Consider the following 15,856-nt stretch of genomic DNA (forward strand, 5'->3'; position numbering starts at 1 on the left):
TGGACGGACGATTTTGCTCCTCTCAGGATGATGGTGCGAAAAGACCGCTGATTGTGATTTAGCTTGGGTATCGCGGGAGTTCCCTTATAAATCTCCTTTGCTGGATATTGATTAAAGGATGGGCGAGTTGAGACGTGTTGCGCGGACATCAGTGAAAAACTGATTAGAAGTACCGCTAAAACGCGAAGCATTAGGCAATCATAGCCTGAAGGAAAAATCCCTAATCAACCATCTGAAATGCAGGAGATGCGGAAACGACCGCAGAGCCGAGCCTTGCGATCGCTTAAGCTAACTGCAGGTCGGGATGACAGGCAGTGTTGCTTCGCGGAGACATGATGGGTACTGAGGCAGACGGATGGGGCAGGGGCTGAAGCCCACTTCGACTCTTAAACTGCCTTTTCGGCACGACTGAAGTCGTGCCCTGATACAGACCTTCTTGCGATGAATGTCCTTCAGCGAGAACGGACTGGTGCCTTCTTTCAAGGCGGGTTGAAGGCGCGCTTGATCCACGAGAGAGAAGCTATTTCAGGAGGTCGAGGGCCATGGCGGTCATGGCGGTGACGCCGGTTTTGATGGTTGGGGCGTAGACGGGGGCGAAGAGGGCGGAGTGGGGGCTGGGCAAGGCAACACCGGTCTTGCGGCACTCTGCGAGTTTGATGGGGTCGGCGGCGCCCAGCCAGAACATGACGCCGGGAATCGTGCCGTCGAGCGTGAATAGACCCACGTCTTCGCTGCCCATCACGGCTTTGGCTTCTTCGACGTGGTCGGGGCCGAGCGCGGCGGTTGCGGATTTGCGCAGGCGCTCGGTGAGCGGCGCGTCGTTGAGGGTTGCGGTAGTGCTTTCCAGGACCTTGACGACGGGCATGCGGTCGGCGGGGATTCCATAGCTCTCGGCCAGGCCGTTGGCGGTGCGGCGGATGTCGGCGAGGATCGTATCGCGGAGGGCCTGCGAATAGGTGCGGAGTGTCATACCGAGCTCGACTTGATCAGGGATGATGTTGTTCTTCGTGCCTCCGTGGATGAATCCCACGGTGAGGACTGCGGGCTGCTGGGGATCGATCTGCCGGCTGACGATGGTTTGGGCAACGAGGATGAATTCGGCAGCGAGAACGATGGGGTCCTTGCCGACTTCCGGGCGCGAGCCGTGGCCGCCGATCCCGCGGATGGTGACGTTGATCCCGGTGGAACTGGCGAGGAGCGGACCACCTTTCAGAGAGACTGATCCGGCGGCGACGTCGTTGGAGTCGTGCTCTGAGAGCACGAAGTCGGGACGGCCGAAGCGCTGGTAGAGGTTGTCGGCGAGCATGGCTTTTGCGCCGTCGATCATTTCCTCCGAGGGCTGGCCAATGAGCATGACGGTGCCGTGCCACTGCGACTTGCGTTCGGCGAGTTCCCGGGCGGTGCCGAGCAAGACGGTCATATGGATGTCGTGACCGCAGGCGTGCATGACGCCGACGTCCTGGCCTTGAGCGTTGCTGGAGCGCACGGTGGAGGCGTAATCGACTCCGGTCTTTTCTTCGACGGGGAGCGCGTCCATGTCGCTGCGGATGAGGAGGCGCGGGCCGGAGCCGTTCTGGAGGATGGCGACGATGCCATACGCCTGGGAGCCGTCTTCGTATCTGCCGATGCGCTCGGTGACGGTGTAGCCGAGCTTGCGGAGTTCAGCCGCTAGGAAGGCGGAGGTCTTCTCTTCGTGGTGGGAGAGTTCGGGTGCACGGTGCAGGTGCTTGTACGTCTCGGTGAGCGCGGGGAGTTGCTTGTCGACAGACGCGGGGAGGTCGGAGGCCGACTGGGCAAGTATCAGCCCGGGGGCAGAGAGTGCTGCGAGGGCGGCGAGCGCGAAGCGACGCGTCTTCATGGGTGTCAGGCTCCGTGTTTGTGTTCAGGCGAACGTTGAGGCAAGGCTAACATGCATGAGCTGCGCTGTTCGTCACAAGTATTTGGCGGACGCGTGCCGTTCCTATTGCGTTCCCATAGAGGCGGGCGTAGAGTGCTCCTATTGCAGACCCATAGGAGAAGAGAATGGGCGACAAGACGGATGTTTGGCAGGGAACGCTGGCGCTGATGATTTTGAAGACGCTGGAGACGATGGGGCCGCAGCACGGGTACGGGCTTGCGCGGCGCATCGAGCAGACGAGTGGCGATTTGCTGCAACTGAATTACGGAACGCTGTATCCGGCGCTGCTGAAGCTGGAGCAAGAGGGATACGTGCGGTCGGAGTGGGGCTTCTCCGATAACAACCGGAAGGCAAAATTTTACGAGCTGACGAAGTCCGGGCAGAAGCAGGTGCGCAGGGCGACGGCGGACTGGGAGCAGACGACGGAGATTCTGTCGCGGTTTCTCACGCCGGCCGAGGAGGCGTAATGAAAGCGCTTCGAGCAATGTGGATGAGACTTCGCCGCGGCGGCCGCCACGACGACGAGTTTGATGCGGAACTGCAGAGCCATGTGGCGATGGCGGTTGAGAACGGGAAGCGGCAGGGCCTGGATGAGCAGGAGGCGCGACGCCGTGCACTTGTTCAGCTGGGCGGAACAGAGCAGGTGAGGCAGGCTTATCGCGAGCGCGCCGGCATCTGGTGGATGCAGGACTTTGTGCGCGATCTTCGCTTTGCGGGCCGCAGCATGATGCGGAATCCGGGAGTGACTGTGCTGGCGGTACTGACGCTTGCGGTGGGCATCGCTTCGACGACGACGGTGTTCACGTGGATTGATGCGGTCTCGCTGCAGCTTTTAAGCGGGGTTGCGAACCCATCGCAGCTTGCGAGCGTAGTGAGCGTGGCGGCTGACGGAACGTGGATCACTTCGTCCTATCCGGACTACAAGGACTTTCGCGATCACCTTAAGCTGCTGGATGGGATCGCCGTGACGCGGCCGGCGGCGTTTAGTGTAGGCAGCGAAGAGCATAGCGATCGGGTATGGGGAGAACTGGTCAGCGGCAACTTCTTTTCGGTTCTGGAAGTGAAGCCTGAGGCTGGACGTCTTTTTCTCCCGGCGGAGTACGGCGACGCGGTGGGGCAATACCCGGTTGCGGTGATCAGCGATCAGTACTGGCGAACGCACTTCGGCGCCGATCCGCATGTGATCGGCTCGACGATTCGCATCAACCAGCGACCGCTTACGGTGGTGGGTGTTGCCGATCCGGCTTTTCACGGATCGATTCCGGCGACTGCGTTTGACCTGTGGGTTCCGTACATGCAGCAGCCCATGTTGAACGGAGTGCAGGACTGGATGCTGCGCGATCGCCACACCCGAAACATGCTGGCCATCGCGCGGGTGAAGAAGGAAGCGACGTTTGCGCAGGCGGCGCAGGAGTTGAAGACGCTCGCGGATCGCATGGCCGTGGCGAATGCAGACGTGAGCGAGGGTATGAGTGCGACACTGCTTCCGCTTTCACAGTCGCCGTTCGGACCTCAGGCATTGCTGGCGGGGCCGCTGCGGATCCTGATGGGCGTATCGGTGCTTGTTCTGCTGATTGTTTGCGCGAATGTGGCCAACCTGCTGATGGCGCGTGCTACGGCGCGGGAAAAGGAATTCACTGCGCGGATGGCGTTGGGCGCGCGGCGCGGGCGTGTGGCGCGGCAGGTTCTGACAGAGTGCATGACGCTCACGCTTCTCGGCACGGGGCTGGGGTTGGCGGTGCTGCCGCTCTCGAGTCGAGCACTGACGCTGCTGATGCCTCCGGGGGCGTGGAAGACAGTAACGTCGCTAAATATTCGACCGGACCTGCCGGTGATGGTGTTTACGGCTGGATTGTGCGTGCTGGTTGCGGCGCTGGCCGGCGTGCTGCCTGTGCTGCATGTGACAAGACTGAATCTAAGCTCGCGCCTCAACGATGGCGGCCGAAGCGGCTCTGCCGGCCGCAGACACAACCGAACGCGCTCAGTGCTGGTGGCCAGCGAAGTGGCACTAGCGCTGGTAACGCTGGTAGGAGCCGGACTGTTTGCGCGCAGCTTTGCGCAGACCCTGCACGTGGATTCGGGCTTCGACCCCAATCACGTGCTGGTCAGCCAGCTGTATCTCTCCACAAACGGCTACAACCTCGCGCAGCGAAAAGAATTTTGCCGCAGGCTCGAACAGCAGATGCAGAGTGCGCCCGGCGTGGAGGGCCTGGCCTATGCAGATGGCGTGCCGCTTGGCTACGAGCCCAGCTGGTGGGAAGAGTTGAAGATCGAAGGGTATGCTCCGCAGCCCGATGAAAACATGAATGTCTTCCGCAACGTGATCTCGCCGGGCTATCTGCCGCTGCTGAAGATTCCGATCGTCGATGGGCGCAACTTCACCGAACAGGACAATGAAAAAGCGCCGGCGGTGATGATTGTGAACGAGACGTTTGCGAAGCGCTACTTCGCCGATGGAAAAGCGCTCGGCCACAAGGTGCATGGCTGGGGGACATGGTTCCGCATTGTCGGAGTGGCGAAGGATTCGAAATACCACTACCTCAATGAAAAGCCGACGCCATACTTCTATGTGAATTTTCGCCAGCTTTATCGCGAAGACATGAGTCTCTCGATCTATGTGCGGACGCATGGGGATCCGAACGGCATTCTGTCGACGCTGCGCAGGCAGGCGCGCTCGGTCGATCCGAATGTGACGGTCTACGACGCGCAGCCAATGACGGAGGCGATTGGCGCTTCGCTCTATCCGCAGAAGCTTGCTGCGAGTCTGATGACGGTGATGGGATCGATTGCGATTCTTCTTGCGGGAGTGGGTCTCTACAGCGTGATGGCGTACTGGGTGGCGCAGCGGACCAAGGAAATCGGCGTGCGCATGGCGCTGGGGGCGCGGCCACGGCACGTGCTGGGACTGGTGATCGGGAGGGGACTGGCGGTCACGGCAGCAGGGGTTGCGGGAGGCATTGCGCTGGCGCTACTGCTCACGAGAAGTATTGCTGCTTTCTCATTTGCGAACTTCGGCGGAGGACAGCATCCGATGCTGCTGGCACGGACCAGCATGGATCCGCTGATCTATGCAGCGGCAGCAATCTTCTTGTGTTCCATTGCGTTGGTCGCGTGCTGGCTGCCGGCGCGGCGAGCAGCGCACATCAATCCTACAGACGCGTTGCGGATGGAGTAGCAGTGCCTATGCGAAGACTGCGCGCGCTGTGGATACGGTTTGGAAACATGCTCGACCGCGGACGCTCGGAAGGTGAGTTGTCCGCTGAACTAGAAGCCCATGTGGCGCTGCATACGGAGGCCGGGGTTGCGGCGGGGATGAGCGAGGCGGAGGCGCGAAGGATCGCGCTGGTAAAGCTGGGCGGCGCGGAGCAGGTGCTGCAAGCGCAGCGTGAGCGGGCGCGGCTGGTGTGGATGGAGAACCTGGTGCAGGACGTGCGGTATGGAGCGCGGACGTTGCGGCGGGCACCGGGATTTGCGCTGACGGCCATTGCAACAGTTGGTCTGGGGATTGGCGCGTGCACAGCGATCTTCAGCCTGGTGAATGCTGTGCTGATCCGGTCTCTGCCGTACGGGGATCCGGAGAGGCTGGTGTATCTGTTCTCGCCGAATCCGAATTTGAAGATTCCTGCCGAGGTGATTTGCCCGGCGTATGGGGACTTCTACGATCTGAAGCGGGAGAGCCGGTCATTCGAGTCGATGAGCAACTTCGTACAGGTGATGTCGAACCTGAACGAGGGCGGAACGGTTCAGCAGGTTGGATCGGCGCGCGTGGACGAAGATTTCTTCCGGACGCTCGAGGCTAACCCAGAGATCGGGCGGGCAATCACCAGCGAGGATGTGCAGAGCGGCCGTGACAAGGTAATCGTGATCAGCCACTCGATGTGGATGTCGCGATTTGGTGGGCGCTCGGATGTGTTGCAGCAATCAATTGTTTTGGACAAGGCGACCTACCGGGTTATCGGCGTGATGCCGCCGGAGTTTGAGTATCCGTTTGGGTCGGATCTGCCCTACGGGAATTCGCATATCAAGTCCACGCAGGTCTGGATGCCGCTGGTATTGAGTGCGAAGCAGCGAGTTGCGCGGGAGCCGGACGACAACACCACGATCGCGCGGCTGCGGTCTGGGGTTTCGGTGCGCGCGGCGCAGGCGGAGATGGCCGGCATCATGGCGCGGCTGGATAAGGAATATCCGGGCAACCCGAACGATGAGTTGGGGCCGCTGCGCCAGTGGGGCGCGCTGATTGAGCGGCTCACCGATGTGTCGATCGGCCCGGTGCGGCCGCTGATGCGGTTGCTGCTGGCGGCGGTTGGGCTGGTGTTACTGATAGCGTGCGGCAATGCAGCAAACCTGCTGCTGGCTCGAGCGGCTGAGAGGGCGCGTGAGCTGGGAGTAAGGACTGCGCTCGGTGCGGGACGCGGGCGGATGGTGCGGCAACTGCTGACGGAGTCGCTGTTGATTGGGGCTGCTGGATGCGCGGTGGGAGTTGCCCTTGCGTTTCTGTTCCTGCGGCTGCTGCCGAAGCTCGATCCGGGCAACATTCCGCGATTGAACGAGGCATCGCTGGATTGGCGAGTGCTGGCGGTTGCTTTGGGAGCGGCGCTGTTTACAAGCTTGTTTGCAGGATTGCTGCCAGCGTGGCGGGCATCGCGGGTAGAGCTGACTGAGTTTCTGAAGGCGCATGGCGCGCGTGCAAGCTCACGAGGGCATAGCCGGGTGCAGAGCGGCCTGATTGTTTCGCAGACAGCGATGGTGGTTGTGCTGCTGGCTGCGGCGGGGTTGCTGATCCGCAGCTACGTGAAAGTTGTGAACGTCGACACGGGTTTTTCTCAGGCGACGGTGACGTTTCATGTGAGCCTTGATGATCGATACAAAACGCCAGAGCAGCAGGTTGATTTCTTTCGGCAGCTCACTGCCAAGCTAAATCATCTGCCGGGAGTTGTTGCGGCCGGAGCGGTGAACTATCTGCCGCTCACGAACTCGGAAAGTATCACGTTGATGTGGATAGATGGGTCGCAGAGCAACAAAGAGTTTCAGGAGGCCGAAGCTCGATATGTTACTCCACAGTACTTCACGGCGATGGGCATTTCGCTAATTGCAGGTCGCTATCTGACGGAGGACGACATCACCCGGAAGGCTGGCGTGACGGTCATCAACAAGCGACTTGCAGATGTTTACTTCCCGAATCGAAATCCAATCGGGGCGCGCATCAGTACTAACCGGGAAGCGGACGGCTGGAAAGACTTCAACACCGTGGTGGGCGTGGTCGGGGACGTGCGGCATGTGGGTCTCGAAGAGGAAGCAGAGCCGCAGATGTACTACGCCAATTATCAGATGAGCGGGGCAGGTGTAGCAGTCCGTTCGGCATTGCCGGTGGCGACATTAACGAATGAGATTCGGTTGTTGTTGAAGCAAATCGATCCGCAGTTGGCGATGACGGATATACGGACGATGGGGGAGTGGGTTTCGCTGGCGAGTGCGCGGAGGCGGTTTCAGACTTCGCTGCTGACGGCGTTTGCCGGAATCGCATTGGTGCTTGCGCTGGTGGGGCTGTATGGGCTGATGGCATTCTCCGTGAATCGGCGGACGCGCGAGGTGGGAATCCGCATGGCGCTGGGTGCGGAGCGGCGGGATGTGCTGCTGCTCGTGATGAGGAATGCGGGCGCGCTGGTTGGTGCGGGGCTTGTCGCTGGACTGGCGTGCGTGTGGATGATGACGCGCGTGATGCGGTCGTTTTTGTTTGGCGTGAGCGAGCACGATCCGATGACGGTGGTTGCAGTTTCCGCGCTGATGGTGGTTTGTGGATTGGTGGCGGCGGTGGTCCCTGCCAAGCGCGCGGCTTCGATCGAGCCGATGCAGGCGTTGCGGACCGAATAGGGAGGGTTGAGTGCGAAAGCTGCGCGGAGTTTGGATGCGGTTGCTAGGGATGGTGCGGGATCGCGCGGATGAGGAGTTCTCGGCGGAGCTTGATGCGCACATCGCGATGCAGGTGGAAGACGGGGTGCGCATGGGTTTGAGTGAAGACGAGGCGCGGAGGCGTGCGTTGATGCAGCTAGGCGGAGTGGAGCAGGCGAAGCAGGCGCGGCGCGAAGGACGGACGCTGCCCTGGATCGAGAATCTCGGGCGCGATGCCAAGTATGCGGTGCGTACGCTTGCGAAGCAGTCGGCGATCACGCTGGTGGCGGTGATTTCGATCGGTCTGGGGATTGGCGCGAATGCGACGATTTTTGCGATGGTGAGCCGGTTTGTGCTGCGACCCGCACCGGTCGGGGATCCTGCGACCCTTCTGTCGCTGCATATTGCGCCGAAAGGCGATCCATGCTGCAACGAGTTTCCTCTGCCTGTATATGAGGACATACGGAATCAAGCGAAGTCATTTTCGGGTGTGGCTGCCTTCTACGAGCTACTTCCCGCATCGATCAGCGGCGATGGTGACCCGGAGAGAGTGTGGGGCCAGGCGGTGACGACGAACTACTTTGATGTGCTGCGACTGCCTATGGTGGCGGGGCGTGGGTTTGCACAGCAGGAGAGCCGGTCGCCGGACGTGGTCCTCAGCGCAAGGCTGTGGCAGAGGCGGTTTGCGAGCGATCCGCAGATTGTGGGCAAGAGCGTCAAGCTGTCGGGGAAGGCGTTCACTGTGATCGGGGTGGCGCCGGCGTCGTTCCGCAGCGTCGATCAGATATTGGACATTCAGTACTGGGTACCGCTGGAATTGGCGAAGGACCTGGCGGCCGACCTGCCTCCGCAGAACTCGCGCGAGTATCACTGGCTTGCGGTTGTGGCGCGGCTGCGCGACGGGGTGACGCGGAGCCAGGCAGCAAGCGAGCTGGACACAATGGGGCATCGCTTCGAGGCAGAGTATCCCAAAACGGACAAGAACATGGCGTTCCGGTTCGAACAGGCGGGCTCGCTGCCGCCGCGCGAGAGAGGCGCGGTGCTGACGTTTTTTTCGGTGCTGAGCGTGATTGTGCTGCTGCTGCTGGCGATTGCGGGTGCGAATGTTGCGAACCTGCTGTTTGCAAAAGCGGCGGGACGACAGAGAGAGATGGCAGTGCGGCTGGCTTTGGGCGCAACGCGAGCGAGACTGCGGCGACAGATGCTGATGGAGAGTACGCTGCTGGGCGTGACGGGCGGAGCGCTGGGCGTGTTGTTGTCCCTATGGGCTACGCAGGCGCTGTCGGCATTTCATGTTCCAGCGCCGATTCCCCTGAATTTGTTTGTGGCTCTGGACTGGCGCACGCTCCTCTACACGTTCTCGGTGAGCATTGGGTGCGGCGTGCTGCTGGGAATGGCCCCGTCGTGGGCGGCGTCGCGACCGATGCTGGCGAATGCACTCAAGGGGGAGGATGCGCTGGTGCGGCCGGGACGGCGCGTGACTCTGCGCAACGTTCTAGTGGTGGCGCAGATTGCGATGTCGGTGGTGCTGCTGTGCGTGACGGGATTGTTTCTGCGGAGCCTGGAGAGCGCCGCGCGCATCGATCTTGGATTTCGTTCGCAGGGATTGCTGCTGATGTCGATGGATCCGAGGCTGAATGGATACACGCCGGAACAGATCAGCAGGTTCATGCGGGAGTTGCGGCAGAGAGTTGCAGCGCTGCCGGGGGTCGATGCCGCAGTCCCGACGGATGTGGCGATGCTCTCGGGTGGTCATCGGAGCGACGGGTTCACAGTGGCGGGACGCGAAGAGAAGGACGCGGTGAACGCAATGACGGAGCTGTACATGATCACGCCGGGGTATTTCAGCGCGATGGGGATTCCGATACTTGCCGGGCATGATGTCGCAAATGAGGCGGCGAACGGTCCGAGGGTGGCACTGGTGAATAGGGCTTTTGTCGACAAGCTGTTTCCGGGCGGCAATCCGATCGGGCAGCACGTGCACGGTGGCAGCTGGACGTACGAGATTATCGGCGTGGTCGGGAATACGAAATCGCGCACGCTGGGCGAAGATACGCGGCCTGTGCTGTATCGCTCGCTCGATCAGAGCATTGCGGAAGATCCATCTGGCATGGGATACACGCTGGTGGTGCACACGCCGGGTAATCCTGCGGCGCTTTCGGAGGCTGTGCGGCGGCAGATCTATGGTCTCAATCCGAACATCGCGATCTACAACGAGGAGACGATGGAGGAGCACGTGAAATCGGCGTACTTCCTGCCTCGGCTGGCGGCGACGCTCTTCGGCGTGTTCGGCGGGATCGGGCTGCTGCTGGCGGCTGTGGGTCTGTATGGCGTGATGAGCTATGCGGTGAGCAGGCGAACGCGGGAGATCGGGATACGGATGGCGCTGGGTGCGCGCGCCGGCAATGTTGCAGGGCTTGTGGTTCGCCAGGGAATGGCGCTGGCGCTGATTGCGATGGCGCTGGGCTGGCCGGTAGCGTGGATGCTGTCGCGGTTTGCTTCGAGTTTTCTGTACGGGATCAAGCCGCACGATGTGGTGACGTTTGCGGCGGCGCCCGTGTTTCTGGGAGTGATTGCGCTGATTGCGTGCTGGCTGCCGGCGCGGCGAGCGACGCTGGTGGATCCGGTGAAAGCGTTGCGGACGGAGTAGGAGCGGCGATGGGACAGCAGAGAGCTTTCTGGTTGCGAGCGCGCGGCGTATTTGTGCGGCGGAAGGCCGTGGAGTTTGACGCGGAACTCGAGAGCCACATCGCGATGGATGTGGAGGCGCGGATGCGCGCCGGGGCGAGCAAAGACGAGGCGAGGAGGGAGGCATTGATGCGGCTGGGCGGAGCGGAGCAGGCGAAGCAGGCATACCGGGAGAGGGCGACGCTGCCGCCACTGGAGAGCCTTTTGCAGGATGTGCGGTTTGCACTGCGGCAGATGCGAAGGGCGCCGGGGTTCACAGTTACGGCGGTGTTGACGCTGGCGCTGGGGATCGGCGCGAACGCGGTGATCTATACGCTGGTGGATTCGATTCTTCTGCGCCCGCTGCCCTATGCGCAACAGGACAGGCTGGTGCGAATTGCGGGGACGAACTCGCCGCTCTTTCCAAAGGGATGGATACGGGAGCTTGGAAGCCATGCAACGGCGCTGAAGGCGGTGGCAGGGTATGGGGCGGATGCGGAGTCGAACATTTCGGACGGAGATGTGCCGGAGCGGGTGTTTGGTGCGGCGGTGACAGTGAACGCCCTGGATGTGCTGGGAGTGAGGCCGGCGGCGGGGCGGTTCTTCTCTGCGCAGGATGCGGTTGCGGGAGAGGATCACGACGTGGTGCTGAGCTATGGATACTGGCGGCAGCACTTCGGCGGAGATGCGGGAGCGGTGGGGAGGCAGATTCGGATTGATGGAGTTTCGCGGCGTGTGATTGGAGTGATGCCGGCGGGAGTGCATTTTCCGTATGCGGATACGCAGTTCCTGACGCCGGTTTCGTTCAAGGGCGGAGATGCTTTTGATCCGTGGAACGACTTCAACCTGCGCGGATTTGGCCGGCTGGCAGATGGGGCCACGCCGGCGCAGGCGCAGGCTGAATTGAGACGACTGCACTCGGTGCTGTTGCCTGTGTTTCCGTTCCGGATGCCGGATATCTGGGCTTCAGACATGAGCGTCGTGCCGCTGCTTGAGTCGCAGACGGGTGCAATGCGGCCGCGGCTTCTGCTGCTGTTTGGCGCGGTCGGATTGATTCTGCTGATTGCGTGCGCCAATGTCGCAAACCTGATGCTGGCGCGGGCAAGTGCGCGGGAGCGGGAGATTGCGGTGCGGAGCGCGCTGGGAGCTTCAGGGAAGAGGCTCGTGCAGCAACTGTTGTCAGAAAGTGTGGTGGTTGGGCTGACCGCGGGCGCGGTGGGGCTGGGGGCGGCTGCGGCGAGCCTTCGGATCTTTGTGGGGCTGCTGCCGGCGGACACGCCCCGAATCGAGGATGTGGGACTGCACTGGGGTGACGTTGTATTTACGATTTGCGCGTCGGTGTTTGCGGGACTGGTGTTCGGGTTGATTCCTTCGATGAAAATGGCGGGAATGAACCTGCTGAGCACCCTACGCATGGGCGGGCGCGGACTGGCAGGGCAGGGATCGCGATTCGGAATTTCGAAGATCCTGGTGATGGCGCAGATCGGGCTGACGGTGGTGGTGATTACTACGGCGGGGCTGGTGTTGCACAGCCTGTACCGCCTCACCAAGGTGGATCCAGGATTTCAAACCAATCATGTGGTGACGGCGGAGGTTGCGCTGGATGCATCGGCTTGCAAGGAGAAGGGGAGATGCCAGTCGTTCTTCGATGCGGTGCTGGATCGGTCGCGAGGAATTGCGGGCGTGGAGACAGCGGCGCTGACGGATTCGCTGCCGCTGAGCGGGAGGGCGGATAACTATGTCTTCGACGCGCAAGATCATCCGCGTGATGCGCGCCAGGGTGCGCTGCTGGCGACGAGCAGGGTGGTGTCGGCGAGGTACTTCGATGTGCTGAGTCTCAAGCTGGTGCAGGGAAGATTGCTGGAAGAGCAGGATGCTTCGGGGTCGACCCACGCGGTGGTGGTGAACGAGCACATGGCGCAGCGGCTTTGGCCGGGTCAGAGCGCGATTGGAAAGCATCTGCTGGACGTGGCGGATGAGAAATCGCCGGCGATGTGGAATGCAGAGAAAGCGTCCGTTGTTGTGGGGGTTGTGCGGAATGCGCTGGAGGGAGGGTTGCAGGAGGGGTTCAAGGATGAGGTCTTTCTGCCGTTGACGCGGGACCGCGAGCAGCCGGTGATGTTTGCGATGCTGCGTTCGCATACGAGCGCGAGCGAGGCGGCCGCGGGTTTGCGCAGTGCGGTGGCGAGTGTGAATGCGCAAGCGCCGGTGACGCGTGTGAGAGCGATGGACGATCTGGTATCGAACTCGGTGGCAGCGCCGCGGGCATTGGCAGTATTGCTGCTGGGGTTTGGTGCGCTGGCGATCGTGATTGGCGCCGTGGGTGTCTACAGCCTGATTGCGTACATCGTGAGTTGGAGGACGAGGGAGATCGGGCTGCGGCTGGCACTGGGCGCGCAGCGCTGGCAGATCGTAATCGGCGTGGTGAGGGAGAGCCTTTTTCTGGCGCTGGCGGGATGCGTGGCGGGACTAGCCGGAGCCATCGCGCTGAGCCGGGCGCTGCATAGCTTCCTGTTCGATGTGAGCGCGGTCGATCCGCTTACGTTTGGGCTGGTGCCGGTGTTGATGGCGATGGTCGCGGTAGTGGCGGCCTGGATTCCGGCAAAACGCGCGGCTGGAGTGGATCCCATGGAGGCGTTGCGGGCGGACTAGGGCTACGAGAGGCGGGCTGGTTTCGTGGGAGGTCGGAATGCGGAGGTTGCGTGCGTTCTGGATGCGGCTTGGTGCGCTGCTCGGAAGTGTGCGGGCACAGAGTGATTTCGACGCGGAGCTGGAAAGCCACATCGCCGAACACGCACGCGATGGCGTGGCTGCAGGGCTGAGCGAGACGGAGGCCCGTCGTGATGCGTTGCTGCGGCTGGGTGGAGCAGAGCAGGCAAGGCAGGCCTATCGAGACCGGGCGACGCTGCCTGCGATTGAGAGCGTGGTGCGCGATGTGCGGTATGCACTACGCGGGTTCCGGCGCAGCCCGGTGTTCGCACTTGCGGCGGTGGTGACGCTGGCGTTGGGAATTGGGGCGACCACGGCGGTGTTCAGCGTGGTGGACCGGATTCTGTTCCGGAGCTTGCCGTACGCGCATGACGACCGGCTTGTCTCGATTGGGCTCGCGCAGTCACTGGAACGGCAGGAGTTTACTCTAGGCGGATTTTTTTACGAGTGGCGCGATAACCAGAGACCGTTTGAGTCGATGACGTTTGAACGAGGCGCGCAGGAGTGCAATCTAACAGAGAACAATCCTCTTCACCTTGAATGTGCGATCGTAGCGCAGAATTTCCTCTCAACCCTGGGCGTGTCGGTGGAGGCAGGCCGCAATTTTGTGCCGGAAGAGGACGTACCGCACGGACCGCGCTCTGTGATCATTTCGGATGCGCTCTGGCTGAGCAGGTTCAACCGGTCGCCGGATGTTGTTACTAGGTCGATCGAAATCGATGACGAACTGTACAGAATCGTTGGTGTGCTGCCTCGCGGGTTCGAGATGCCCCGATTGCAGGCAGCTGACCTGCTGATGCCAGCGCAGACCGATATTGCCGCACAGCACACCGTGAATGCAGGAATCGGATACCCGATGTGGGCTTTCGCACGTTTGAAGCCTGGCATCACGGTTGCGGAGGCTAAGGCGGAGATGACGCCACTCTTTCTGCACACGCAGCAGTGGATTCCTGCGGAGATCCGGAAAGACTTCCGTCTTGAGGTTCGGTCGTTGCGCGACCGGCAGATGCAGAACGCATATCTTGCGGCCAAGGTGCTACTGGGAGCGGTGTTCGCGGTGCTGCTGATTGCGTGCGCCAACATGACCGGCCTTCTGTCAGCACGACGGGCAGCTCGGGCACGCGAGCTTGCAGTACGGTCTGCTCTAGGCGCGACCCGGGTCCAACTTCTCGTTCAGGAGCTCACCGAGTCTCTAGTCCTGGGAGCCTTTGGGACTGTGCTTGGATGCGGGCTTGCAGCAGGATTGCTTTGTGCATTTATCGCGATCGCTCCCGCAGGTATTCCCTTCATGGGGGAGGCGCGAATTGATAATCGCGTGATTGGCTTCACCATCTTTGTAGCGTTTATCAGCGCATGCGTGACGGGTGTGATTCCGGCAATGGAGCGAACCGGTGTTGGTGCGTTGATGGTGCGCGCCGGCAGTTCGGGCCAGCATGCGCGTTTGAGGAACATCACCGTTGTGTTACAGATTGCTGTCAGCGTTGTTTTGTTGGCAGGGGCTCTATTGCTGGTTCGAAGTTTCCGGAACATCCAGTTGGAGGATCTCGGGATGGAGACGCGTGGCGTGCTGGCGGTGCGAGTTCCGCTCACTGCTAAGCAATATCCGACCATGCAGGCCTACATGGACTTCTTTCTCCGCATCGAAGCCACTTTGCGTAGTACGCCGGGCGTTGCGGCTGTTGGGATAAGTGAATCTATGCCGCTTGATTTGGACAGATGGCGCAATGAGAGCCGCTACTCTGAAATCTTTGCCGATGGCAAAGCTGCCGCTCCAAACGGCACGGGCGGGACGGTTGTGGTTCGTAAGGTTACGCCGGACTACTTCAAAGTTTTGCGCATTCCGATCGTTGCCGGCCGCGCGTTCACCGATGACGATCGAAACACTGGCAGTGAGTCGATTATTCTGAGCCAACTCCTGGCCGCACGATTGTTCCCAAAGGAGAATGCGATCGGCAAGCATCTGCAATATGCCACGTTTCAGCCTTATTTCTCGCTAGGCAAGCAGGTGTTCACGGTTGTTGGCGTGGCTGGAAACGTGAAAAATGCCGGCCTGATCGGGCAGGATGATCCCGAATATTACGAAGTGCGCCTAAATCGGCCGGAGAGCTGGAACAGGCATACGGTGGTGCTTATAGAAACGTCGTTGCCGACGGTGACCGTGGAGCAGATGGTTCGAGGGCGCATCGCGCAGATCGATGCGAATGCTCCGGTGCAGATCGAGAGGGTTTCGACGATGGTGAACAAGCTGGCGGATCGGCCACGGTTCGAGACGGCACTGTTGAGTTTCTTTGCGTGCACGGGGCTCGTGATGGCGCTGATCGGACTGTACGGGGTGGTGGCGTTTATGGCGCAACAGAGGACGCGGGAGATCGGGATCAGGATTGCCGTGGGAGCGAATCGCGGAGATGTGCTGCGGCTGATTCTGAGCGAGGGCGTGCGGCTTATCGTGATTGGGGGAGCCATAGGAATGTGCGGATCGCTTGCGCTGACGAGGGTGCTGGAGAGCGTGCTGTTCCATGTGGGGCCGCGGGATCCAGCGACGTTTGTGCTTGTGCCAGTGATGCTGGGCATTGTGGCGCTGGGGGCTGTGCTGATTCCAGCGAGGTCGGCGATGAAGACGGATCCGGTGAAGGCGCTGCGGTGGGAGTAGGGTGGAGGCAAGTCTTCAGCTCTCAGCTTTCAGTCTTCAGTTTG

7 protein-coding genes are annotated in these 15,856 nt (G+C 61.3%); 6 read left to right on the forward strand and 1 reads right to left on the reverse strand.

What is annotated here, in order from left to right:
• Nucleotides 1–520: 520 nt before the first annotated feature.
• The gene (locus DHV10_RS08300) at nucleotides 521–1,858 is read right to left on the reverse strand and encodes an amidohydrolase (protein ID WP_109485895.1); all 1,338 of its coding nucleotides are present in this window, start codon (nucleotides 1,856–1,858) and stop codon (nucleotides 521–523) included.
• Nucleotides 1,859–2,022: 164 nt separating this feature from the next.
• Between DHV10_RS08300 and DHV10_RS08305 the strand changes: the two genes are divergently transcribed.
• Genes DHV10_RS08305 through DHV10_RS08330 form a run of 6 tightly spaced genes read left to right on the forward strand, consistent with a single transcriptional unit; the run spans nucleotide 2,023 to nucleotide 15,812 of the window.
• On the forward strand, nucleotides 2,023–2,364 hold the full coding sequence (locus DHV10_RS08305; protein ID WP_109485896.1) for a PadR family transcriptional regulator: 342 nt from the start codon (nucleotides 2,023–2,025) through the stop codon (nucleotides 2,362–2,364).
• A complete protein-coding gene (locus tag DHV10_RS08310) occupies nucleotides 2,364–5,072 on the forward strand; it encodes an ABC transporter permease (protein WP_109485897.1) in 2,709 nt (902 codons plus the stop codon). The genes DHV10_RS08305 and DHV10_RS08310 overlap by 1 nt, the downstream gene beginning before the upstream one ends.
• Nucleotides 5,073–5,080: 8 nt before the next feature.
• A complete protein-coding gene (locus DHV10_RS08315; RefSeq protein ID WP_109485898.1) occupies nucleotides 5,081–7,768 on the forward strand; it encodes an ABC transporter permease in 2,688 nt (895 codons plus the stop codon).
• 34 nt (nucleotides 7,769–7,802) lie between these two features.
• Complete coding sequence (locus DHV10_RS08320; RefSeq protein WP_162601326.1) at nucleotides 7,803–10,436, forward strand: ABC transporter permease; 2,634 nt, start codon at nucleotides 7,803–7,805, stop codon at nucleotides 10,434–10,436.
• Nucleotides 10,437–10,444: 8 nt separating this feature from the next.
• Nucleotides 10,445–13,105 (forward strand): ABC transporter permease, encoded by a 2,661-nt coding sequence (locus DHV10_RS08325; RefSeq protein ID WP_239461397.1) that lies wholly within the window; start codon nucleotides 10,445–10,447, stop codon nucleotides 13,103–13,105.
• A 37-nt stretch (nucleotides 13,106–13,142) separates the two neighbouring features.
• Nucleotides 13,143–15,812 (forward strand): ABC transporter permease, encoded by a 2,670-nt coding sequence (locus tag DHV10_RS08330; RefSeq protein ID WP_109485900.1) that lies wholly within the window; start codon nucleotides 13,143–13,145, stop codon nucleotides 15,810–15,812.
• Nucleotides 15,813–15,856: the final 44 nt, after the last annotated feature.

It is taken from the genome of Occallatibacter savannae (assembly GCF_003131205.1).
GTDB lineage: Bacteria > Acidobacteriota > Terriglobia > Terriglobales > Acidobacteriaceae > Telmatobacter > Telmatobacter savannae.